Genomic DNA, 23,630 nt, shown 5'->3' with positions numbered 1-23,630 from the left:
TGTGCAGTTGCACCAGCACGCCAGGCACATGCGGTGGGCGGCGTTCACCGGCCTTCTCCGCTGTAACCCAGGAACACGTCTTCCAGTGAGGGCTCGCGAATCTGCAAATCGCTGACTTGCGCCCCCAGCGCGGACAGCGCACCCAGCACCGTCATCTTGGCACCGCGCTGGCAGGCCAGCCGCGCACGGTCGCCACTGATGTCCAGCGCATCCACCGGCAAGGCCTGCAGGGTATGGCGCACAGCGTCGCTGGCCGGATGGCTGAGCCGGATATCAAAGGTCAGCGGCAGGCTGCAGCCTTCGCGCAATTTTTCCAGGCTGCCCACCGCCTGCAGGCGACCGGCCCGCAAGATGGCAAGGCGGCTGACCCGCTCCTGAATTTCCGACAACAGGTGGGAGGTAATGACAATGGTGACGCCCCTGTCCTGCTGTTCGCGCAGAATCTGGTAAAACTCGCGCACGCCTTCCGGGTCCAGCCCGTTGGTGGGCTCATCCAGAAACAGCAGTTGCGGATTGCCCAGCAGGGCCTGGGCAAAGCCCAGCCGCTGCCGCAGCCACATGGCCGGAGTGCGTGCCAGCTTCTACTGTTTGTGGATACGGTTTTACCGGGCGCAGTGCGGCATCGTAAATGCCGTAGCGCTGGGTGACTTCCTCGCTCGCCTGCCAGCCGTCCTCAAATGTCAGCATCACCTGACCGCTGCTGTTGCGCGCGGCCGATACCGGTTCCTGCGCTTCTGGTCTGGCAATAAATACCCGAGGCAGGCGGGTGACCCCGCTATCCGCCCGCCACTGCAACACATAGACATCATGCGTCCAGTTGCCTTGCCGGTCCGGCCCGCGTGGCGGCAGGCCGGAACTGCTAAAAAATACATTGTAGCTGCCGGGTTCTTCCGCCGGCACGGCAGCCACCCCATGCATGAAACGGCGCAGGTCGCCCTCACTACGGGGCTGGCCAGCCTGGGCATTGGTCAGCAGCTGTCCGGCCAGCAACCAGCACATCCACAGCATCTTGCGGGGCATCCCCATGCTTACTCCTTTCATGTGCCAAACCAAGCTACGCCGCCACCAATGGCGTTGTCATGGTAGCTGACTTCCCTCGCCCTTGCTGGTCGCTTGGTGCTGCTGCGCAATCTGGCTAATCCGAATCGTGATGAAGCAGCTCGATATGGCATCAAGCGGCCATGACGAACCAAGAAAATCTGATTTGAATATCAAGCAGGTCCTTACCCCGGCTGACATGCTTTGCGGTGAGCAAGCTTGATATTTAGCTGTCATTGCATGAAATCAGCTGTTTACTGGCTGATTTTTACCATCTGATGACATTGTTGACATATATCAACTTTTGCTAATTTACAAAGAATAAGTACACGCTTATATTCACCACTGATCAATCAGGACGTCGCGCCCGGCTTGTCAGCCCCTGCCATGCGGCAAGGAAAACTGCCAGGTAAAACCGTCGCAATCCATTTCCAGTACAAGGTGAGTATCAATGAGCAACTTCAACGCAGTCCTGGCACGCAATACCGACAAAGCGCCGCAGGCAATCGGCCCCTATTCCCAAACCGTGGCCTTTTCCCACTACAACAATCTGTCGGCACAACTGCCGCAAGACCCGGCAACCGGCAAGCTGGTGGCAGGCGGAATCCAGGCGCAGGCGCAGCAGTGCTTTAGTAACCTCAAGGCCGTGATCGACAGCATTGGCCATGATATGAACGACGTGGTACGCATCTCCATCTTCCTGAAAGATATCCGCGATATCGAGGTGGTAAACCAGGTTTATGCTTCCTTCTTTACCGGCCACGTACCGGCACTCACCACCGTGGCAGTAGACGCCCTGCCCCTGCAAGCGCTGGTACAGGTGGAAGCGCTGCTGTCCAATGGCGAAGGCACCATCCCGAATGCACCGCAAGCGGGCGACCTGATCAAGCTGTCGCGCAATAGCCAGCAAGCGCCCTGCAGCGTGCTGTCCACCCAGACCGTAGCCTTTTCTCACTACAACAATATTTCCGCCCAACTGCCGATCGACCCGCAAACCGGCACCCTGGTGGCTGGCGGCGTGAAAGAACAGGCCGCGCAATGCCTGAAGAACATCAAGACCATTCTGAACAGCATTGATGTCCCCTTTGATGACATCGTGAAAATCAATGTCTTCCTGAAAGACCTGGCCGATACCGCTGCCGTGGACGCGGTATACACCACCTTCTTCCCGGATTCCGCCATTGCCCGTGCCGCCGCTTATTTCCCGGCACGCACCACCGTTGCCGTTGCCGGCCTGCCGCTGGATGCACTGGTGCAGATTGAAGCTGTGGTATCCCATGGTGACGGCACGCCGCCGCAAGCAGTGGAAGACCGCCACGGCATCGTGATCCAGGCAGCCAATACCAGCGATGCCCCGCAAAGCCGCATTGCCAGCCAGACCGTGGCCTTCTCGCACTACAACCACATTTCGGCCCAACTGCCGCTGGAAGCCGGCAGCGGCAAACTGGTGGCCGGTGATATCAGCCAGCAGGCCACGCTGTGCCTGCAACACATCAAGACCATTGCGGAAAGCATCAAGCATTCGCTGGCCGATGTGGTGAAGGTGAATATCTACCTGAAGAACATCGACGACATCGCCGCCGTGGACCGCGTGTACGCCAGCTTCTTCCCCACTGGCACGCCGGCACGCCGGACTGTTGGCGTGGCTGCATTGCCGCAAGATGCGCTGATTCAGATTGACGCTGTACTTGCCCACGCTGAAGGCACTGCGCCCAAGGCCCGCTAAGGCGGAATGCCGGGCAGGCTGCCCGGCAACAACAAAACGCCCAACCTTACCGTGGTGGTGGTTGGGCGTTTTGCTATCTGCAGCGCGGAATCGGCAATCTGTCAGGCTCAGCCAGCGTATTGCTGCTGCACCAGTTGGCCCAGGCGCGCCAGCCTGGCCTGCTGCGCCTCGGTCCATGGCTCGGCGCAGGACAGGCGCACGCAATGGCGATATTCGCCACGCGGGGAAAACAAGGGGCCGGGTGCCAGCCCGATGCCTTCCTGCCGCGCCAGCCGGTGCAGGGCCAGACTGTCGAATTCCGGTGGAAACTCCAGCCATAGCACAAAGCCGCCATCTGGCTGCGTATAACGCACATCCGCCGGAAAATAGCGCACCAGCCCATCCAGCAGGCCCTGCATCTGGCTGGCAATGGCCCGGCGCAGGCGCCGCATGTGGCGCGGATAGGCACCGCTTTCCAGAAAGCGTGCCAGCACCGCCTGATTCAGCGTGGGCGTGGAATGGGTGCTCAGGTATTTTTGCACCTCCACCTGGCTGCGATAACGGCCCGGGTCTATCCAGCCGATGCGCAGGCCGGGGGCCACATCCTTGGTGAGCGAGGCGCAGTACAGCACATTGCCGCTGCGGTCGAAGGCCTTGATGGGGCGTGGCCGGTGGCGGCCATAATAAAACTCGCCGTAAACATCATCCTCGATCAACGGAATACCGCGCGCGGCCAGCATGTCGGCCACTTTTTCCTTGGCGGCGTCAGGCATCAGCGCCCCCAGCGGATTGGAAAAATTGGGCACCAGAATTACCGCCTTGATGGCGGCATCACGCGTGGCCAGCTCCAGTGCATCCACCGAAATGCCGCTCACCGGATCGGTAGGAATCTCCACCACGCGCAGGCCCAGCGCCTTCAAGGTATACAGCAGGGAAAAATAGGCCGGGGATTCCACCGCCACCACATCGCCCGGCTGGGTGAGTGCGCGCAAGGCCAGATTGAGCGCCTCGATAGTGCCCTGGGTGACGATCAGCTGTTCGGGATGCAACTGGCCGCCCCACTCCATTGCCAGCCGGGCAATCTGGCGTTTGAAGTCCAGATAACCGCTGGGGCGGCCATAGTCGGACAGCAAATCCGGATGGCGGCGCATGCAATCCAGCGTCATGCGTTGCAACTGAGCGGTGGGCAGCAGCTCGTGCGGCGCTACGGCGCTGCGAAAGCCTTGTATGCGCTCGGTGTGCTGTTCTGACTGATCCTCGACATAACTCCACAGCAGCGGGTCTACCGCCACCTCGGTTGGCGCGGCCAGCCGCAAGGCATGGCCAGCCTCGCTGCGGTAGCGCACAAAGTAGCCAGACTGTGGCCTGGCTTCCACCAGCCCCAGGTCTTCCAGGCGGCGAAAAGCCTGCTGCACCGTACTCAGGCTAAGGCCACGGCGCAGTTTCATTTCACGCAGCGAAGGCAGGCGTTCACCGGCGTGCAGCACGCGGGCAGTGATCTGGGCGGCGATGTCATCCGCCAGTTGCAGATAGAGGGGCTGAGTGTCCATTGCCTCATGATAAGGGATTGCCTGAGCGCCACCACAGACAGTTGTGCACAAAAATCACCAGTACAGTTACCGCAAAATGGCAACTGTCATGGCTGATTATCTGCAACTGTGTGGCTACCGGGCGGCAGGCTCGCCCTCTAAGCTGTGAGTCATCAACAGCAGGGGAGCATGCAAGATGACCACACTGATACTGAATACCGGCGAAGTGATCCGCCTGAACGGCCAATTGCCACACGCATTTCAGCTTGAACATGGCCGCGTATGGATCAGCTACTGCGGACAGGATGTGATTCTGGGCCGTGGTGCCTGCTGGCAGCCGGGCAAAGCCCGTGGCGAGATTCTGCTGGTGGAAGCCGTGGGCGGCCCTGCCACCCTGTCCCTGCAAATGGCCGGGCAGCACGCGCCGCTGCAACTGGTCAGCTGTGCTTAAGCGGGCTGACCGAAGGTTTCCTGCAAAAAGTCCAGCATGGCGGTGAGCTTGGCCTGATGCTGGCGGCCCGGCGGATACAAGGCGGTAAGCGGCATGCTGTCATCCACCCGCCACGGCTGCAGGATTTCCACCAGCCGCCCGTCCTGTAGTGCTGGTTCCAGCAAAAAGGCCGACTGGCGGATGATGCCCGCCCCGGCCAGCGCCAGGCTGAGCAAGGATTCGGCACTGTCCACACTCAGCCGGGCGCTGACGTCCACCTGTTGCAGCTGACCATCCACCAGAAAAGGCCACTGGTCGGCCTGCTCCACATCTGCCACCACCAGGCACTGGTGCTGCGCCAGTTGGTGCGGATGTTGCGGGCTGCCGTACTGACGCAGATAAGCCGGTGCGGCACACACTTTGCGTGGCAGACTGGCAATGGGCCGCGCCACCAGATTATCCACCGGGCCCAGCGGCCCCAGCCGCAAGCCCAAGTCAAAGCCATCGGCAGCAATGTCCACCAGATGGTCGCTTACCGACAAGGCCAGCCGCACTTGCGGGTACATGTCCATGAAGCGTGGCAGCGCGGGTAATAACTGCTGATTGCCAAAGGCGGTGCCCACGGTAATGCGCAGCGTGCCTTGCGGAATATTGCGGCCAAAGCGCAGATCGGCCTCGGCGCTGGCCAGATCATCCACAATACGCCGGGCATGGGCGATAAAGCGCTCGCCATCTGCCGTGGCCACCACCCGGCGCGTACTGCGGGCAAACAGGCGGCAGCCCAGGCGCTTTTCCAGCCGGTCGATGGCTTTGGACAAGGCCGAGGCCGTCAGGCCCAGCCGTTCTGCCGCACGGGTGAAGCTGGCGGTTTCGCTCAGATACAGCACCGCCAGCAACTCGGTGGTTTGCGTTTCTATCATATTGATGAATCTGTTTCAGCAATGATTTTCCTCATTGGCAGATTCTAAAACCCGCAATACCTAATAAGCTAGGTTTTTCACGGAGGACACCCAATGCACACCATGTTGCACACCCTGTTTCAAGCCAAGGCCTGGGCCAACCGGCAATTGTTTACCCTGCTGGAGCAGCAACTGCAGACACTATCTGAAGACACCCAGACCGCCGCAGTGCGCATGCTGAACCATGTGTGGCTGGTGGAGCAGATTTTCCAGGCTAATCTGCAGCAGCAGCCACATGGCTTTGACGCCCTGAATACGCCGGACACGCCCACGCTGGCCGCGCTACAGGCACGCCAGCAGGCCAGCGATGACTGGTATCGCGCCTATCTGGAATCACTGGATAACGCCGCACTGACACAGGCGGTGGATTTCCGCTTTGTCGATGGCAAGCCGGGAAAAATGCAGCGCAGCCAGATGCTGCTGCACCTGATTACCCACGGCAGCTACCATCGCGGCATGGTGGGCCGCATGCTGGCCGAGGCGGATATCCGCCCGCCCAAGGACAGCCTCACCATTTTTCTGCATCAAACAGCCTGAAGGGAAAACACCATGGCGCAATTTGGCGTGGAAGTGGAATGGCAACGCAACGGGCAGGATTTTCTGAACCGGCGCTACAGCCGCAAACATGTGCTGCGTTTTGATGGCGGGGCCGAGGTGGCGGGTTCATCCTCGCCCGCTGTTGTTCCCGTACCGATGTCGGACCCCAGCGCGGTGGACCCGGAAGAAGCCTTTGTGGCGGCGCTGTCCAGCTGCCACATGCTGTGGTTTCTGGATCTGGCCGCCCGCGCCGGTTTCACCGTGGAGCGTTACCTGGACCGGGCCAGTGGTGAAATGGGCAAGAATGCTGCCGGGCAACTGGCCATTACCCGCGTTACGCTGCGGCCGGATGTGCAATTTGGCAGCGCCAACCCGCCCAGCGCAGCCCAGCATGCCCAGCTGCACCATCAGGCACACAGCAACTGTTTCATCGCCAATTCCGTGACATCCACCGTGCTGTGTCAGCCAGTGGGGCTGGACGACACGCCGGTCTAGCCATCAGGCACAGCTTTGCGCTGGCATGGTGCCCGGCATGGCGGGCAGGCTGGCTTCGGCCATGGCTTCGCCCACCAGGATGATGGCCGGGCTGCCCATGCCTGCGGCAATAGCGTCGGCCTCCAGTGTGGCCAGGGTGCTGAGCAGGCGCCGCTCCTGCGGCGTGCTGGCCCACTGCACTACGGCCACCGGCGTAGTGGCTGGCAGGTGCTGTAATAGCGCCTGATTCAGGCTGGCAATGCGGCTCATGCCCATATAGATGGCCAGCGTGGTGCCGGTGGCGGCCAGTGCCTGCCAGTCCGGCTCGCTGTGATCCTGCGCATGGGCCGTCACCAGTGTTACGCCACGGCAATGCTGGCGATGGGTGAGCGACACGCTCAGGCTGGCGGCAGCGGCCAGGGCCGAACTGATGCCGTTCACCACTTCCACGGCAATGCCGTGTTGTTGCAGATAGCGGATTTCCTCGCCAGCGCGGCCAAACAGCAGCACCTCGCCGCCCTTCACCCGCACCACCTGCCTGCCCTGCATGGCATAGCGGCGCATCAGGCGCTGGATGAAATCCTGCGGGGTGGACTTGCAGCCACCGCGCTTGCCCACCCGCACCACCTGCGCCTGCGGGGCCAGGCTGACGATATCCGGGTTGACCAGTTCGTCCAGCAGCAGCACCTGGGCCGCCTGCAACTGGCGCACCGCCTTGAGGGTAAGCAGTTCCAGATCGCCGGGGCCAGCCCCCAGCAGCACCACCTTGCCTGTTTCACGTTTCATGCTGTCACTCCTGTTGTCAGGCAGGCTGCGCCACGCTGGCGGCCATGCGTTTGATTTCCGGCACGCAGGAGCCGCAAACGCTGCCGCAGCCCAATGTGCCCTTGAGGTATTCCACGCTATCGCCCCGCGCCAGACACTGGCGGATGGCGTTTTCTCCCACCTGCTTGCACTGGCAGATGACTTTTTCCCGCACTACGGCACGCTGGCCTGCCGGGGCAAACACCGCCAGCCGCGCGCCCTGCCATGCTTCACCGGCTTGCAATTGCTGCAGCAGGCTGTCCGCTGCCACTCCATCGCTGGCGCTACTGCTGGCAAACACAAAGGCCGCCAGACGGCCATCGGCACAGGCCACGCGCTTAACCACGCCACGGCGGTCGTCGCGGTATTCAAGTACATCTGGCCCCGGCTGCAAGCCCAACCCATCCAGCAGGTGTTGCAGCCAGCCATCCAGTGCCTGCTCGTGCGCGGCGCGCAACAATAAAACATCCGGGCTGTGCAGCGCAATGGCGGCATAACGGCACTGGCGCAGCAGCGGCGCCAGCCGCGCCTGCATGGCAGGCAGATCGTCACAACGCAGCGCCGCCGTTACCCGCCATGGCAGGCTGACTTTTTCCACCTTCACTGCCGCATGTTTGAGTTCTGGCTGGAAAGACTGGCCATCCACCTGCGGCTGGCTGGTTTCGTTGATGCCGCCACTATTGAGGAACTGGCCATTCCAGTGCATGGCGGCAAATACCGTGCCGCCGGGCAGTTCGCGACTAAGCGCCAGCGGCAGCACCAGCTGGCCGCGCTTGCTGCTGATGCGTACCAGATCGCCCGCATGCAGGCCACGGCGCTCGGCATCGTCCGGGTGCATCTCCAGCGCCGGTTCCGGGCGATGGGCAAACAGCTGTGGCAGGCGGCCAGTGCGGCTCATGCCATGCCACTGGTCACGCAACCTGCCGGTCAGCAGGCGGAAGGGGTAATGTGCCGATACATTTTCTGCCGGTGGCTGATAGCGCAGCGCATGAAAACGCGCCCGGCCATCGGTAGTGGCAAACACCCCGTCGACATAGCGCCGCGCCTGGCCTTGCGCGGCCCCGGCCGGTAGCGGCCATTGCTGCGGCCCGGCCTTATCCAGCAAGGCATAGTCCAGTCCGCTGATGTCCAGATCGCGCCCGCTGGTGAGGGCGCGGTGTTGGTCGAACACGCTGGCGACTTCAGTATTGCCAAACAGGCTGGCCGCGCCGGGGTACAGCAGCGCCTCCAGGCGGCGGGCAATCTGGCTGACAATCCAGCTATCGCTTTGCGCCGCGCCCGGTGGCAGCACGGCGGCGCGCACCCGGCTGATGCGGCGTTCGGAATTGGTGACCGTGCCTTCCTTTTCGCCCCAGGTGGCGGCGGGCAGCAGGATGTCGGCCAGCGCGGTGGTATCGGTATGGGCAAAGGCGTCCTGCACCACCACCAGCTCGGCCTGCGCCAGTGCTGCGCGCACCTGCGGCAGATTGGGCAGCGAGTGCGCCGGGTTGCTGCAGGCAATCCAGATGGCCTTGATACGCCCCTGCTGCAGCGCTTCGAACATGGCAATAGCGGGCAAGCCGGGCGTGGCCGACAGGCGCTCGGCTGGCACGCCCCAGTGGGCGGCTACTTCTGCGCGGTGTTCGACATTGTCGATATCGCGATGCGCCGCCAGCATGGTGGCCATGCCGCCCACCTCGCGCCCGCCCATGGCATTGGGCTGGCCGGTGAGCGAAAACGGCCCGGCACCGGGCTTGCCGATCTGCCCTGTCGCCAGATGCAGATTGATCAGCGCCAGGTTCTTGTCAGTGCCGTGCCTGGACTGGTTCAGCCCCATGCAGTACAGCGACAGGCTGGCCGGGCTGTGGCCAAACCACTCGGCGGCCTGGATCAGGTCTTCCTCGCGGATGCCGCAGATTTCCGCCGCCATTTTGGGCGTGGTGTTGCGCACCATCTGCTTGAGTTCGGCAAAGCCTGCGGTGTGGGCGCTGATGTAATCCTCGGCCACCAGCCCTTCCCAGATCAGGTGATGCAGCATGCCGTTGAACAGCGCCACATCGGTGCCGGGCTGAATCTGCAAGTGCAGGTCGGCCATGGCGGCAGTGTCGGTGCGGCGCGGGTCGATGACAATCCAGCGCGTGTCAGGCCGTGCGGCGCGTGCTTCTTCCAGACGGCGCAGCAGTACCGGATGGGCATAGGCCAGATTGCTACCGGCAAACAGCACGCAGTCGGCCTGTTCCAGATCGGCATAACAGGTGGGCGGGCCATCGGCCCCGAAAGCCTTTTTATAGGCGGTGACGGCGCTGGACATGCACAGGCGGGAATTGGTGTCGATATTGTTGGTCCCCACCACGCCCTTGGCCAGCTTGTTGAACAAATAGTAGTCCTCGGTCAGCAACTGGCCGGACACGTAAAAAGCCACCGCGTCCGGCCCGTGCTGCTGGATGATGCGGGCAAAACCTTCCGCCACGCTGTCCAGCGCACAGTCCCAGTCGACGCGCTGGCGCGGCGCATCGCGGGTGGGCCGCATTTCCGGGTACAGTGCGCGGCCACTGTCGCTGGCGGCGCTGGCCGCCAGATTCAGCCCCTTGCTGCACATCCGGCCAAAATTGGCCGGATGCTCAGGGTCGCCGCGCACACCGGTAATGCGTCCATCTTCGCTGGCAATCAGCACGCCACAGCCTGTGCCGCAATAGCAGCAGGTGGAGCGGGTTTCAGTTTTGCCCATTTTGCCCATCCTTTTCTGATGACAAGGTCCCGTTGCAATCCACCTTGTTCATAACGCCAGCAGCACCATGCCCTGTTCCAGCTTCACCGGAAAATGACGGGCGCAGCCTTCATCCGGCGCACGTGCTGCCCCGGTGGCCAAATCAATCTGCCAACTGTGCAGCGGGCAGGTGACGCCGTGGCCGTGCACGATGCCCTGGCTAAGCGGCCCGCCCTTGTGCGGACAACGGTCCAGCAAGGCAAATACCTGGTCGTCGTGGGTGCGAAACACCGCCACATTGCCGCTGGCGCGTTCCACCACCCGGCTGCCTTGCGGCGGAATGTCAGTCAGGGCGCAGATGTGTACCCAGTGTTGGCTGTCTGTCATGGTGTGCGCTCCTCAGGCGTGCAGCTTGATCGGGATGAATTCGTTTTTCTGCGCCCCGGCAATGCGCGCCGCCCATGGGTCGGGCAGACCTTGCAGGGAAAACAGCAAGCGCTGGTACAAGGCCTGGCGGTTGGCGGCATCGGCCACCACCTTAGCCTTGATATATTCCAGGCCGACACGGGCGATGTAATGCACGCTGCGGTCCAGGTAGTAGGCTTCCTCGCGGTACAGCTGCAAAAAGGCCCCGCTGTATTCCTTTACTTCCTCGGCGGTTTTTACCTTGCACAGAAACTGCGCCACTTCGGTCTTGATGCCGCCGTTGCCGCCGACATACAGCTCCCAGCCGGAATCCACCGCAATCACCCCCACGTCCTTGATGCCTGCCTCGGCACAGTTACGCGGGCAGCCGGACACCGCCAGTTTCACCTTGTGCGGCGACCACATATTGGCCAGCATGGTTTCCAGATCAATGCCCATCTGGGTGCTGTTCTGGGTGCCAAAGCGGCAGAACTCGCTGCCAACGCAGGTTTTCACCGTGCGGATGGATTTGCCGTAAGCGTGGCCGGACTGCATGCCCAGGTCCTGCCAGACATTGACCAGGTCTTCCTTTTTCACCCCCAGCAGGTCGATACGCTGGCCGCCGGTGACTTTCACCATCGGCACCTGGTATTTGTCGGCCACGTCGGCAATGCGGCGCAGCTCGCTGGCGGTGGTAACGCCGCCTTTCATTTGCGGAATCACCGAGAAGGTGCCGTCCTTCTGGATATTGGCGTGCACCCGCTCGTTGACGAAGCGGCTTTGCGGGTCGTCCACCGCCTCGTGCGGCCAGCTGGACAACAGGTAGTAGTTGATGGCCGGGCGGCAGGTGGCACAGCCGTTGGGGGTGCGCCATTCCAGAAAGTGGAATACCTCGGCATGAGTCAGCAGGTGCTGTTCGCGGATAGCCTTGCGCACTTCGCCATGGCTACGTTCGGTACAGCCGCACACGGCCTTGGTTTTGGGCGTTTCCTGGAAATCCGTCCCCACCACGCTCATCAGAATCTGCTCCACCAGCCCGGAGCAGGAGCCACAGGAGCTGGCCGCCTTGGTGTGCTTTTTCACCTCGTCCAGGGTAAACAGGCCCTTGTCCTTGATGGTTTTGACGATGCTGCCCTTGCACACGCCGTTGCAGCCGCACACTTCGTCGCTGTCCTTCATCCCGGCGGCCTTGCTTTGGCCCTGCACACCGGAATCGCCAATGGTGGATTCGCCAAACATCAGCGTGTCACGCAACTCGGCCACTGAACGGCCCTCGCGCAGCAGCTTGAAATACCAGGCGCCGTCGGCGGTGTCGCCATACAGGCAGACCCCGGCCAGCTTGTCGTCCTTGAGCACCAGCTTTTTATACACGCCGCCAGCCGGGTCGGACAGCACGATGTCTTCCATGCCCTCGCCGCCCATGAAGTCGCCAGCCGAGAACAAATCAATCCCGGTGACTTTCAGCTTGGTGGACAGCACCGAGCCCTGATAGCGGCCAATGCCCAGTTGGGCCAGATGGTTGGCGCATACCTTGGCCTGCTCAAACAGCGGGGCTACCAGACCGTAGGCCACGCCACGATGGCTGACGCACTCACCCACCGCATATACACGCGGGTCGTAGGTTTGCAGGGCATCGCTCACCACGATGCCGCGCTCGCAATGCAGGCCGCAGGATTCCGCCAGCGCAGTATTGGGGCGAATGCCCACCGCCATTACCACCAGTTGCGCTGCTACCTGCTCGCCATCGCTGAAACGCACCCCGGCCACGCCGCCCGCACCGTCATCCAGAATGGCGGCGGTCTGCTTGCCCAGCAAAAAGCCGATGCCGCGTTCCTCCAGCGCCCGGCGCAGCAAGTCTCCGGCCACATCGTCCAGCTGGCGGTCCAGCAGCCAGTCGCCCAGATGCACCACCGTCACCTCCATGCCGCGCAGCTTCAGGCCGTTGGCGGCTTCCAGCCCCAGCAGGCCACCGCCAATCACCACCGCCTGACGCTTGGTCTTGGCGGCTTCCATCATCAGTTCGGTATCACGGATGTCGCGGTAGCTGATCACCCCGTCCAGTTCCTTGCCCGGCACCGGCAGCATGAAAGGCGTGGAGCCGGTGGCCAGCAGCAGGCGGTCGTAAGCCGCTTCGGTGCCATCCTCGGCGATGACTTTGCGGCGCACCCGGTCGATGGTGGCCACATTCTTGCCCATGTGCAGGGTGATGCCGTGTTCGGCATACCACTGCTCGCTGTTGAGAATGATGTCTTTGAAGTCCTGTTCCCCGGCCAATACCGGCGACAGCAGGATGCGGTTGTAGTTGGGGTGCGGCTCGGCACCAAACACAGTGATGTCATACAAGTCCGGTGCCAGGCCCAGCAACTCTTCCACGGTGCGGATACCAGCCATGCCGTTGCCCACCACCACCAGCTTTTGCCGGGTTTTGCCCTGCAGTTCTGCCATGTCCATCATGCTCTCCTTTGCTTCTTAGACGCGGGCTGCGGCAACGGTCCAGCCACTGCGCCAGCGTTGTTTCACCCCAGCCAGGCTCAACCAGGCCAGGCAGCACAGGCAGGCAAACAGCCACAGGCCAGCGGCATAGCCACCGGTAGCCTGCTTGATGGCACCCAGGCTGGCGGCCAGGGCAAAACCGCCCACCCCGCCCGCCATACCCACCAGGCCGGTCATCACGCCGATTTCCTTGCCAAAGCGCTGCGGCACCAGTTGAAACACCGCGCCGTTACCGGCACCCAGGCACAGCATGGCCAGGATGAACAGCACCAGCGCCACCGAAGAACCACCCACATTGAAACCGGCTGCGCCAATCAGCAGCGCGCAGCACAGGTACACCGCCAGCAGCGAGCGGGTACCACCCAGACGGTCGGCCAGCATGCCGCCCAGCGGACGCATCACCGAACCGGCAAACACACAGGCGGCGGTATACATGCCTGCGGTTTTGGCATCAAAAGCGAATTGGTCGTGGAAGTAGCCCGGCAGCGCGCTGGCAAAGCCGGAGAAGCCGCCAAAGGTCATCGAATAGAAAAACATGAACCACCAGGCGTCTTTTTCCTTCAACACGGCCAGATAGTCGGCCAGCTTCTTGGCCGGTGGCGCATTCGGTGCGTCCTTGGCACAGCAGGTGAAGATAGCCAGCGCAGCAATGAGCGGAATGCAGGCCAGGCCGAACACGTTTTGCCAGCCAAAGGCCAGCGCCAGCGCCGGGGCAAACAAGGCGGCCAGCACGGTGCCGGAGTTCCCCGCCCCGGCAATACCCATGGCCGTGCCCTGATGCTGCGGCGGATACCAGCGCGAAGCCAGCGGCAGCGACACCGCAAACGAGGCCCCGGCCACGCCCAGGAACAGGCCCAGCAGCAGCGCACCGCCCAGGCTGGCAATGCCGATCTGCCAGGCCCCCAGCAAGGCGGCAATCACGATCAGCTGGCCGATGATGCCGGCTCCGCGTGCGCCGATGCGGTCCACCAGCACGCCCATCAGCAGGCGCAGGATGGCCCCGGCCAGAATCGGCGTGGCTACCATCAGGCCGCGCTGCTGGGTGGACAGGTGCAGTGCGCTGGCAATAGGCACCTGCAAGGGCCCCAGCAGATACCACACCATGAAACTGAGGTCGAAATACAGAAAGGCTGAAAACAGGGTGGGCTTGTGTCCGGCTTGCCAGAAAGTGCGGTCCATGTAGTGCTCCTGTCGGGGAAGCGAGCTTCCCGCCAAATGGCCAAAACAAAAACGGCGTCCTCCCTGATGGTGAAATCAGGAGAGGACGCCGTTGTCCGTGTCGGTAGCGGCCGCCGTTGGCCACTGCCGTGATGTCTGGTGCAGTGGCACGCCATTGCGCCGCTGCGAGGTAATCATTGCAAATAGCGTGCCAGCTGCAAAAAGCCTGTTAGCGACCGGATTACGCTGTTTTTAGCCCTATGTTGCACCGCATCAGTGCGTAAAATTCAGCATCGCACCGACAATGGGCGCGGCATCGGCGGGTGCTGGCCAGTGGCAGCCGTCCATCAGTACGCTGTGGCGGCCAGCCGGGACGGGCAGCGGCAGGCCGCAGTTTCTGGCCGCCTGCTCGTACAGCGCGGTCTGGTTGACTGCGGCCACCACTGCTTGCTCGCCATCGCCCTGCCACATGCCCCAGCGGCGGTATTGCTGCAGAAACCACAAGCCATCCGACAGATAGGGGTAATTGACCTGGCCATCAGCGCAAAAGCGCAGCGGGCTGACATCAGTGCTTTCCCAATGCTGCAGAATCAGCTCCGCCGGCATGGCCAGATAGTCGTCTTCCGCCAGCCAGGCGGCGGCCTGGGCATGGTTTTCCGGCTGGTCCAGCCAGTGGCTGGCCAATAACAGCGCCTGCACCATACGCCCGGCCAGATCCGGCTGCTGCTGCGCCAGCTCGCGACGGCAGGCCAGCACTTTCTCCGGATGATCCGGCCAGATGGCGGCGCTGTCAGCCACCAGGCTGGCCACGCCGTGCTGCTGTGCCAGCGCATGCCAGGGCTGGCCAGCACAAAAGCCATCCAGCATGCCGCCCTGCATCGCATCGCCCATCTGTGCCGGGGGAATTACCACACAGCGGGCGTCACGCAAGGGGTGTATGCCCTGCGCCGCCAGCCAGTAGTACAGCCACATGGCATGGGTGCCGGTGGGAAAGGTATGCGCCAGCGTCAGTGGACGGCCCAGTTGCTGGCTGATCTGGCTCAGGCTGGTGCCCTGGCGGTATTGCTGCGCCAGGGCTGGAGCCAGGCTGATGCCCTGCCCGTTCTGGTTCAGCGTCATCAGGATGGCCATATCGCATTGCGGGCTGCCCATGCCCAGTTGCATGCCATACACCAGGCAATACAAGGCATGCGCGGCATCCAGCTGCCCGCTGCTCAGCTTGTCGCGCACGGCAGACCAGGACGGCTGGCGCTGCAGGCAAAACTGCAGGCCCAGCTCCCGGTCCAGCCCCAGCTTGTGGGCAGCCACCAGTGCGGCGCAGTCTGTCAGGGCCACAAAGCCCAGCTTGAGTTTGTACGGGGATGCAGGAGCAGTCATGAAAGGCTTTCAGCCCAGCAACTTGCTGGAATTGATCAATTGGCGGGACAGTTCGGCCAGGCGCAGGCCGCTTTGCATGGCCTGGCTGCGCAGCAGCGCATAGGCTTCGGCTTCGGACAACTGGCGGCGCTCCATCAGGATGCCCTTGGCACGTTCGATCAGCTTGCGGTCGGCCAGTTGTTCTTCCACCTCGGCCAGCCGTTTTTTCAGCCGCGCGTCTTCTTCAAACTTCACCCGCGCCATGTCGATGATGGGGGCCAGCCGGCTGGCGGCCACCTGGTCCACCACATAGGCGGTAACCCCGGCGCTGACCGCAGCCTGAATGGTGCTCAGGCCGCCCTGTTCGGCAAACATCACCACCGGGCGCGGTGCGGCATGGCCCATCAGTGCCAGTTGTTCCAGCGTGTCACGCGAGGGGGATTCGGTATCGATGATGATGATGTCCGGTGCCTGGCTGTCCACCAGTTGCAGCAGCTCGGCTGCACCCTGGGCCTGGGCAATCACCAGATAGCCCGCCGCCGTCAGCGCCGCATGCAGCTGTGCCATCGGGCGGTCGGTATCGTTGACCAGCAGCAGTCGTAATGGAGTGGAAGCAGTCATGGCAGCATCTGGAAGTGGTTGCCATCAACAAGTGCAATATTCGTGCCTGCACATGCCAGCGCATCGTGGCGATAGCGCTGGGCGCGGACAAGCGGCGAATCGCCAAGGCTGCCGCGCAAGCGGGTAAGGATGCCGCTTATGGGGTGGTTTTTACGACAGCGTCGCTGGCTGCGCTTGCTGATACTGGCTGTCACTGACCGGTTCCGCCCAGTGGGCGGCAACACCGTTTTCCTGCTCCTGAATCGCAATATGCGTCATGGCGGTGCTGGTGGTGGCACCATGCCAGTGTTTGAGGCCAGCAGGTATCCATACCACATCACCGGGCCGGATGATCTGAACCTCTCCACCCCAGCGGCAGATCAGGCCACAGCCGGCAGTCACCAGCAAGGTCTGTCCCCGTGGGTGGGTGTGCCAGGCAGTACGTGCACCCGGCTCGAAGGTGACGCTGGCACCGGATGCCCGCGCGGGCTCCTGCGGCTGGAACAACATATCCACCCGGACCTGGCCGGTAAACCACTCTTCTGGCCCACGCATGGCGGGCTGGCTGCCCGCACGGCTGATGTGCAATTCCATGGCGCTGCTCCTTGGCAAGTTAGCATCATGCCGCTGTTGATTTCCTTGCCAGCGGCATTATCACTTTAGGCCCAGCCGCCCGCTGGCGGTAGGTCTCTTGCACAACATACCTTGCTGAATGCGGCTCATCAGTCTTGCTGATGTTTTGCCCAAACCGCCCAGCGGCATAAGGGGGGCATGCATGGCCCGCGCCGACGACAACACCCGGCAAACCTTCTTTGACACTGCTGCGGGGGCCGGGCTGAGCGGCACGACGCGTCACATGGTCAATCCGCCGCTGCCGTGTACGTGCTGCACACTTTGAGCAGGAAGTCATTGAAACGCTGTGTATTCAGGGTGTACCAGCCATTATCGATGCTGAAGCCCTTCACCCCGCCTGCCAGCCTGGGCTGCTCAAAATAGACAATCGCCCGGTCCCGGCCAAAACCAGCCAGGCAATCCAGCTCGGTCATTACTTCTGCGCTGTGCACCGCGCTACCGCCAAGGGCAAAATTAACGCGCCACCAGACGGAAAGATTACCGTTCTTTTCCTTGTGCACTGGCTTGTTTTCCATTTCGGCATGTTGTTCGCACTGGTCGCTACATTGCCAGTACAGTGGCGCGGCCTGCGCCCGCACAGCGGTGGCCAGGCCATCATTCAGGGCAAGACAACAAACAAGCAGGCGTGCAGTCTTCAAGTGACGCATGAGGATGGGCAGCTGAAAAGCGGGGTTGATTCACGGTGTTAACAGGCAGTTTATCTGCACTGCCTGCATGGAAATTGATTAGCAATGTAATGGCAAATTTAAACAGCAATAACTTTATTTACCCAATCTTACACAGCCGGCAACCGCACCCTGCCTCGCCCTGCCCTGGCGAATCCGCCAGCCCATGAATGGCATTTTGCATCCACCATCATTCACCAGTTGAATGGGCCGCACCTGCCGCTCAGCTTGGCATGGCAAACAGCTGGAACAGTTCCTTCAGATGCGGCGCTTCAAACCGGCGGCGTACGGTAATGGCGTAGAAGGTTTCTTCCACCCCCTGCACCGAGCCGTATTTTTCCAGCAGCCCCTTGCCCAGTTCGTCCTTCACCACAATGGCCGGAATCAGCGCCACCGCACCGGCATCACGCGCCAGCAAACGCAGGGTGGCCATATCGTCCACCTCGGCACGGATGCGCGGTTCTATCCCCAGTTTTTCGCACAAGAGGTCAAAGCGCACACGGATTTCGCTTTTGGCACTGGGCACCATCAGCCACTGCTGACGCAGTATCTGCGTCAGGTCGAACGGCCCCTGCACCAGTCCGGGCGGCCCGATCAGGCACACCTCCTGCCGCGCCAGCGTGCGACAGCGCCACGGGTGCTTGTCATCGGCAATCACCGGGCGATTACTCAGCACCACATCCAGCTCAAAGGCCGCCAACCGGCTCAGCAGCTCCTCCAGCCCGCCAGCCTCCAGATTAAGTTTTACCGACTGCCGCCCCAGTACTGGGTGCAAAAAGCTTTCCAGAAAATTGCGTGACAAGGTGGATACGCTGCCAATGCGCAGCTGGCCGCCCTGCCCGGCATCCGTGCTGGTGGTGGTGGCCAGCAGCTCATTGCCCAGCGCAAAAATAGCTTCGGCATAGCGCAGTACCGATGCGCCCATTTCGGTTAGCAGCAGTTTTTTGCCTTCGCGCAGAAACAAGGGCGTGCCCAGTTGTTCTTCCAGCTGGCGGATTTGCGCCGACAGCGCCGACTGCGATATATGCAGCCGTTCGGCGGTGCGCGTCAGGTGGCCTTCTGCCGCCACGCGCCAGAAATAATACAGGTGATGATAGTTGAGGCGATTTATCATTCTGTTTAATAGATTGATTTGTGAATATTAATGTATTTTACCGAACAAGCGATGGCGGGCATAGTGCCGGTGTTTTCACTCATTAGCCAGCCATCTCATGGATCTCTCTTTTCACACATTGCTGGCCCTGCCCTGGTTGCTGACGGCACTGCTGCGCACCAGCCAGCAGCGTCACTGGCAACTGGCCCAGGCTAGCGCCGCTGCTGGCGCGGCGGCGGCCTTGCTGCTGATGCTGTGGCAAGGCCTGCAGCCTGCCCTGCTATTCCAGTTGCTTATTCAACTGCTGGCCTGGGTGATCCTGCGCTTTTCGGTGCGCTATTTCAGTGGCGAAGCAGGCCAGGCCCGTTTTCTGCGTGCGGTGGGCTGGCTGCTGGCCGGTGCCACCCTGGTGGTGGCCAGCCAGGACTGGCCCACCCTGCTGGCGGGCTGGCTGCTGACCAGTCCGGCTCTGCAAAGCCTGCTGACCTTTTACCCCGAGCGGCCACAGGCCCGCATTGCCGCCCGGCGCGAAGCCGTGGCCAGCCGGTTGGCCGAACTGTGCCTGTTGCTGGGGGCGGGCCTGATTGCCTGGGCGGTAGCCTCGCCTGCCTTTGCCGATATCGCCCGCCCGCTGACAGCGCCTGCCGCCGTGCTGGCCCGCGATGCCGGTGCGCTGCTGCTGGTGTGCTGCGTGCTGCTGAAAACCGCGCAATTGCCGTTTCACGGCTGGCTGACCCAGGTGATGGAAGCCCCAACCCCGATTTCGGCCCTGCTGCATGCTGGGGTGGTGAATCTGGGCGGCATGGTGCTGATCAAGCTGGCCGCGCTGTGGACGGCAGTACCACTGACCGCCTGGCTACTGGTGGTATGGGGTGGCGTGACTGCCGGTCTGGCCTGCTGGGTGATGCAAACCCGCATCAGCATCAAGCTGCGCCTGGCCTGGTCTACCTGCGCCCAGATGGGCTTTATGCTGATGGAGTGCGGGCTGGGGCAGTACTCGCTGGCCCTGCTGCATCTGATCACCCACTCCATCTATAAGGCACATGCTTTTCTCAGTTCGGGCAACCAGGTGCGCGCCACCATCCGCCAGTCGGCCAGCACGCCAGCCAAGGGCAAAGGCTGGCATCTGGCCAGCGGCGTGGCTGGCATTGCCCTGCTGCTGGCCAGCCTGCAAGGCTGGCAGCTGGCGCTGGGTCACGCCCTGCAACCGCCGCTGCTGCTGATCGTGATCATCGGCCTGGGCCTGGCCCCGCTCTGCCAGCGCAGCATGCGCGGCTATGCGCTGGCGCTGCTGCTATGCCAGATCTACCTGCTGCTGCACACCCTGTTTGCCCGGATGCAGGCTGATCACGCCGGGGTTCCACTGACCTGTCAGTTACTGCTGGCGCTGTTCTTTGGCGGGCTGTTCCTGCTGCAAGGCTGGATAGACAGACACCCCGGCCACCCGCTCAGCCAGCGCCTGTACGCACGCGCTTTTGGCGGCCTCTATCTGGACGAATGGTGGCTGCGTACCACCATGCGCACCCGCCTGCACCGGCTGGGACGACGCCCCCCTCTTACCCGCAACGGAGCCACTGCCCATGACATCCACTGACACGCTTTGGCCCTCTGCTGCCCAGGCTGCGGCCAGCCGCATTGCACCCAGTTGGCCGCTGGACAGCCTGCTGGCCAGCTCGCCTTACTGGGGCTTGCGCAGCCAATCGTTCGAGCAAGCCCACCATACCCTGCAAAACCTGGCAGACAGCCGCCTGCATCTGGACGAAGCCGATTACCGCCAGCAGTACGCTGCAGGTCAGATCAGCAATGCCGACCTGAATGCCGCGCTGCAGGAAGCAGGCATCAAGCAATCTGCCGTGCAGTGGCTGCAGCAGGGGCCAGCCAAACGCCACGCTACGCCAGCAAGGCTGCTGCAAAGCAACTGGCGGCAGGACGCTGCCGGCCACGCCGGGCAGCAAAGCTGGCAGCAGGTCATTACCCAGCAAATCAGTCAATGCTGCGCAGCATGGTTCGATCACGACCAGGCAGAATGGCAGCCGGATCGCCATGGCCAGCTCTATCAAAACTGGCTGGCCGAAATGGCGCTGCAACCTCCTCCCAGCCCGGACGCCGCCGCACGCGAACGCCTGCGCAGTGCTATTGCGGCACTGCCCCAGGATCACCATGCGCTGTTCCGCCACGCCCAGCAGCGCTTGCAAGCCAAGCCAAGCTGGCTGAGCGACTGGTTTTACGTGCTGCTGCAACGCAATAGCGGCTGGGCCGCATGGTGCCGATACCAGCAATGGCAAGCCGAACTTACCGGCACCGCCTGCAGCCTGCCCGCAGAATTACTGGCCATGCAGCTGGCCTGGGAGTGTCTGCTGGACAATGGCGACCGCACCGCAGACAGCCACTGGCAACACTGGCAGGCGGCATGGGACGCACAATCCGCCACCCCCCCCGTCAACGCACGCGGTCTGATCTGGCAACGCGCCGCCGAACTGGCCAGCCACGCCCCATTGCTCTCCCACTTGAGCGCCCAGCCCGCCGCCACACAGCTTGCCGGAGCCGACATTCATGCCGTCTTCTGTATTGATGTGCGCTCGGAGCCGATGCGCCGCGCCCTGGAGCAAGTGCTGCCTGCGGCCACCACCGCCGGATTTGCCGGTTTCTTCGGCCTGCCGCTGGCGATCCGCTTTGCCGGTGAAGACCACAGCCAGCCACGCCTGCCCGGCCTGCTGGCCCCCAGCTGGGAAGCCATCATGCCGCCGCTGGAAAAGGGGCTGCAGGAGTGGGGATCCTTCCAGCGCGCCCCGCTATCGTCCTTCACCCTGGTGGAAAGCGCCGGGCTGGGCAAGGCGGGCAAACTGCTGCGCAAGGCCTTTCCCGGCAAGCGCAGGGCAACACTGGCCGAGCTGGACCCCTGGCTGAATGACAAAGACCAGAGCATGGTTTCTGCTGGCCGCCAACTGAACACCGATGACATTGTGGCAAGCCTGGAGCAGCTATTGCCTGCCATGGGGCTGGGGCAGCGCTTTCCCCGCACGGTATTGCTGGTGGGCCATGCCAGTCATAGCAGCAACAACCCGCAGGCATCGGCCTTACAATGCGGTGCCTGCGGCGGCCATGGCGGCCACCTGCATGTGCTGCTGCTCAGCGACTGGCTGCAGCGCCCGGCGGTACGGGCCGGGCTGGCTGCACGCGGCTGGGTCATTCCAACAGCCACCCTGTTTTTGCCGGTGCTGCACCTGACCCATAGTGATGAACTGCAGGTACTGCAAGCCGATGGCCAATCCCCGGCCCTGCAACAGCGGGGGCGGCAACTGCAGCCGCTATTGGAGGAAGCCGCCGCCCTGGCGCGCAGCCGACACACCGGCCAGGACGGCATCCCCGTAGAGATTCATCCTGACAAGCTACTGTCCTTGCTGCGGCAAAAAGGCCATCACTGGGCGGAAACCCGTCCCGAATGGGGGCTGGCCGGCAATCACAGCTTCATTGCCGCACCGCGCAGCCGCACCGCCGCGCTCAATCTGCATGGCCGGGCCTTCCTGCAGGAATACGACTGGCGACAAGACCCGCAAGCCAACCATCTGGCAGCCATTTTCGGCGGCCCGCTGGTAGTGGCGCACTGGATCAACATGCAGTATTTCGCCGCCGTTGCCGACCCCGCGCGCTATGGCAGCGGCAACAAGCTGCTGCACAACGTAGTAGGTGGACGCATTGGCGTGTTCGAGGGCAATAGCGGTGATTTGCGCATCGGCCTGTCCAAGCAGTCTGTGCATGACGGCAGCCAATGGCGTCATGCACCGCTGCGGCTGGCTGCCTGCATCGACGCACCCGCCCGGCTGATCAGCCTGGCGCTGGAACAACAGCCGGAAGTTGCCATGCTGGTAAAGCGCCGCTGGCTGCACCTGTACCGTTTTGCCGAAACCGGCATGGAATACTGGCGTAACGGCAACTAGCTGGCAGCCGGATTGCCGCATGACGCCTGAGCCACCCCACAGAAAGCACCGATGGAATACCTAAAACCGCACACCGCAGACATCCAGCGCGCGGCCAGCCTGCTGGGAAATGGCCAGTTGGTGGCACTGCCTACCGAAACCGTGTACGGCCTGGCCGCCAGTGCGCAGAACCCTGCCGCCATCCGCCGGGTTTTCAGCGCCAAGGGCAGGCCGGCCGATCACCCGCTGATCGTGCATCTGCCAAACCTGTCCCATCTGCAGCACTGGGTCAGCCAGATACCCGCCCACGCTCAGCAACTGGCCGCAGCCTTCTGGCCCGGCCCGCTGACCATGGTGCTGCCAGCGGCACCGGCAGTATCACGCCTGATTACCGGCGGGCAGGATACCGTTGCCGTGCGTTGGCCGGCCCACCCGCTATTCCAGGCCGTGCTCGACCAACTGGGCCATGCCGTGGTTGCGCCGTCGGCCAACCCTTTCGGTCACATCAGCCCCACCAGTGCCGCCCATGTGGTGCGCCAGATGGAAGGCCGTATCGAAGCAGTGCTGGACGGCGGGGACTGCCGCTTCGGGCTGGAGTCCACCATTGTCGACCTGTCCGGCCCGCAGGCGCGCATCCTGCGCCCTGGCAGCATCAGCGCCGCCCAGCTGGCTGGCGTGCTGCCGCTGGATCAGGGCCAGCATCACCAGGTACCGCGTGTGCCCGGTGCACTGGCTTCACACTATGCCCCCCGGATTCCCTGCCATCGTGTTGAAGCCGCACACCGCAGCAGACTGCCGGTGCAGATGTGGGCGGAGGGCTTGGCCTTCATCAGCATGGCAGGCAGCCCGGCCACCCCGCTGCCGGTTACACAAAGCTATTTGCTGCCGGCCGATCCGGCTGCCTATGCCAGCCAGATCTATGCCGTGCTGCATCAGGCTGAGGCCAGCGGCTGCAGCCGCATTCTGATCGAGCTGCCACCGGATACGCCCGCCTGGTTGCATGTGCGTGACCGTCTGTTGCGTGCCAGCACACCCGTTGCAGACCAAGCCTGTCACCGCTGAGCCAAGCCGATGTAAATCCACTGCATTTTTACCTGGCAACGCAGAAACGGGCTTTTCACAAAAGCCCGTTGTCATGCATGATGTCC

Annotated in this window: 21 protein-coding genes; 7 read left to right on the top strand and 14 right to left on the bottom strand. The window is 62.7% G+C overall.

Translation table 11 applies throughout. The features are described from left to right. Positions 1-44: 44 nt before the first annotated feature. Complete coding sequence (locus ACODR9_RS08540; protein WP_488808799.1) at positions 45-560, bottom strand: AAA family ATPase; 516 nt, start codon at positions 558-560, stop codon at positions 45-47. After that, positions 490-1,026 (bottom strand): hypothetical protein, encoded by a 537-nt coding sequence (locus ACODR9_RS08535; RefSeq protein WP_488808797.1) that lies wholly within the window; start codon positions 1,024-1,026, stop codon positions 490-492. Before ACODR9_RS08535 ends, ACODR9_RS08540 begins: the two co-directional genes overlap by 71 nt. A 463-nt stretch (positions 1,027-1,489) precedes the next feature. Between ACODR9_RS08535 and ACODR9_RS08530 the strand changes: the two genes are divergently transcribed. Continuing rightward, positions 1,490-2,764: a RidA family protein gene (locus ACODR9_RS08530; RefSeq protein WP_488808796.1), complete on the top strand. Its 1,275-nt coding sequence runs from the start codon at positions 1,490-1,492 to the stop codon at positions 2,762-2,764. Positions 2,765-2,871: 107 nt separating this feature from the next. On the opposite strand, the gene ACODR9_RS08525 is transcribed toward ACODR9_RS08530, so the two are convergent. Then, positions 2,872-4,293, bottom strand: coding sequence for an aminotransferase-like domain-containing protein (locus ACODR9_RS08525; RefSeq protein ID WP_488808795.1), 1,422 nt, complete (start codon positions 4,291-4,293; stop codon positions 2,872-2,874). Positions 4,294-4,468: 175 nt separating this feature from the next. Between ACODR9_RS08525 and ACODR9_RS08520 the strand changes: the two genes are divergently transcribed. After that, on the top strand, positions 4,469-4,723 hold the full coding sequence (locus tag ACODR9_RS08520; RefSeq protein ID WP_488808794.1) for a hypothetical protein: 255 nt from the start codon (positions 4,469-4,471) through the stop codon (positions 4,721-4,723). Here the strand turns inward: ACODR9_RS08520 and ACODR9_RS08515 are convergent. Next, positions 4,720-5,622, bottom strand: a complete 903-nt coding sequence (locus ACODR9_RS08515) for a LysR family transcriptional regulator (protein WP_488808792.1) — start codon at positions 5,620-5,622, stop codon at positions 4,720-4,722. The genes ACODR9_RS08520 and ACODR9_RS08515 overlap by 4 nt on opposite strands. A 93-nt stretch (positions 5,623-5,715) precedes the next feature. Between ACODR9_RS08515 and ACODR9_RS08510 the strand changes: the two genes are divergently transcribed. Further along, positions 5,716-6,198, top strand: a complete 483-nt coding sequence (locus ACODR9_RS08510) for a DinB family protein (RefSeq protein ID WP_488808790.1) — start codon at positions 5,716-5,718, stop codon at positions 6,196-6,198. A gap of 12 nt (positions 6,199-6,210) precedes the next feature. Next, a complete protein-coding gene (locus ACODR9_RS08505) occupies positions 6,211-6,693 on the top strand; it encodes an OsmC family protein (RefSeq protein ID WP_488808789.1) in 483 nt (160 codons plus the stop codon). A gap of 3 nt (positions 6,694-6,696) precedes the next feature. Here ACODR9_RS08505 and cobA read toward each other — a convergent pair whose 3' ends face one another. The 10 genes from cobA to ACODR9_RS08455 all read right to left on the bottom strand — a co-directional run bounded on the left by cobA (position 6,697) and on the right by ACODR9_RS08455 (position 18,586). Then, positions 6,697-7,458, bottom strand: a complete 762-nt coding sequence (gene cobA, locus ACODR9_RS08500) for a uroporphyrinogen-III C-methyltransferase (RefSeq protein ID WP_488808788.1) — start codon at positions 7,456-7,458, stop codon at positions 6,697-6,699. A gap of 16 nt (positions 7,459-7,474) precedes the next feature. After that, complete coding sequence (locus ACODR9_RS08495; RefSeq protein WP_488808787.1) at positions 7,475-10,183, bottom strand: nitrate reductase; 2,709 nt, start codon at positions 10,181-10,183, stop codon at positions 7,475-7,477. A 48-nt stretch (positions 10,184-10,231) separates the two neighbouring features. Next, a complete protein-coding gene (gene nirD, locus ACODR9_RS08490; RefSeq protein WP_488808786.1) occupies positions 10,232-10,549 on the bottom strand; it encodes a nitrite reductase small subunit NirD in 318 nt (105 codons plus the stop codon). A gap of 12 nt (positions 10,550-10,561) precedes the next feature. Then, positions 10,562-13,012 carry a nitrite reductase large subunit NirB gene (nirB, locus tag ACODR9_RS08485; RefSeq protein WP_488808785.1) on the bottom strand — a complete coding sequence of 817 codons (2,451 nt, stop codon included), beginning with the start codon at positions 13,010-13,012 and terminating at the stop codon, positions 10,562-10,564. Positions 13,013-13,036: 24 nt separating this feature from the next. Further along, positions 13,037-14,239, bottom strand: a complete 1,203-nt coding sequence (locus tag ACODR9_RS08480) for a nitrate/nitrite transporter (RefSeq protein ID WP_488808784.1) — start codon at positions 14,237-14,239, stop codon at positions 13,037-13,039. Between the two features lie 252 nt (positions 14,240-14,491). Further along, complete coding sequence (locus tag ACODR9_RS08475) at positions 14,492-15,595, bottom strand: CmpA/NrtA family ABC transporter substrate-binding protein (RefSeq protein ID WP_488808783.1); 1,104 nt, start codon at positions 15,593-15,595, stop codon at positions 14,492-14,494. Positions 15,596-15,604: 9 nt separating this feature from the next. Continuing rightward, positions 15,605-16,195: an ANTAR domain-containing response regulator gene (locus tag ACODR9_RS08470; protein WP_488808781.1), complete on the bottom strand. Its 591-nt coding sequence runs from the start codon at positions 16,193-16,195 to the stop codon at positions 15,605-15,607. A 150-nt stretch (positions 16,196-16,345) separates the two neighbouring features. Then, positions 16,346-16,768: a (R)-mandelonitrile lyase gene (locus ACODR9_RS08465; RefSeq protein ID WP_488808780.1), complete on the bottom strand. Its 423-nt coding sequence runs from the start codon at positions 16,766-16,768 to the stop codon at positions 16,346-16,348. 266 nt (positions 16,769-17,034) lie between these two features. Then, entirely contained in the window at positions 17,035-17,454 is a 420-nt protein-coding gene (locus tag ACODR9_RS08460; protein ID WP_488808779.1) for a hypothetical protein, read from the bottom strand. Between the two features lie 241 nt (positions 17,455-17,695). After that, complete coding sequence (locus ACODR9_RS08455; RefSeq protein WP_488808777.1) at positions 17,696-18,586, bottom strand: LysR family transcriptional regulator; 891 nt, start codon at positions 18,584-18,586, stop codon at positions 17,696-17,698. A 97-nt stretch (positions 18,587-18,683) separates the two neighbouring features. Here ACODR9_RS08455 and ACODR9_RS08450 point away from each other — a divergent pair, with 97 nt between their 5' ends. From ACODR9_RS08450 to ACODR9_RS08440, 3 genes are read left to right on the top strand one after another with little or no spacing between them, the layout of a single operon-like run. Beyond that, the gene (locus tag ACODR9_RS08450; RefSeq protein ID WP_488808776.1) at positions 18,684-20,159 is read left to right on the top strand and encodes an NADH-quinone oxidoreductase subunit L; all 1,476 of its coding nucleotides are present in this window, start codon (positions 18,684-18,686) and stop codon (positions 20,157-20,159) included. After that, complete coding sequence (locus ACODR9_RS08445) at positions 20,146-22,503, top strand: YbcC family protein (protein ID WP_488808775.1); 2,358 nt, start codon at positions 20,146-20,148, stop codon at positions 22,501-22,503. The genes ACODR9_RS08450 and ACODR9_RS08445 overlap by 14 nt, the downstream gene beginning before the upstream one ends. A 51-nt stretch (positions 22,504-22,554) precedes the next feature. Then, positions 22,555-23,544 (top strand): L-threonylcarbamoyladenylate synthase, encoded by a 990-nt coding sequence (locus tag ACODR9_RS08440; RefSeq protein WP_488808774.1) that lies wholly within the window; start codon positions 22,555-22,557, stop codon positions 23,542-23,544. The last annotated feature ends 86 nt before the right edge of the window (positions 23,545-23,630 follow it).

The sequence above is a fragment of the Aquitalea sp. FG25 genome (genome assembly GCF_057809375.1).
The sequence above is the reverse complement of the archived record's forward strand: the minus strand, read 5'-3'. Positions and strand labels throughout refer to the sequence as shown.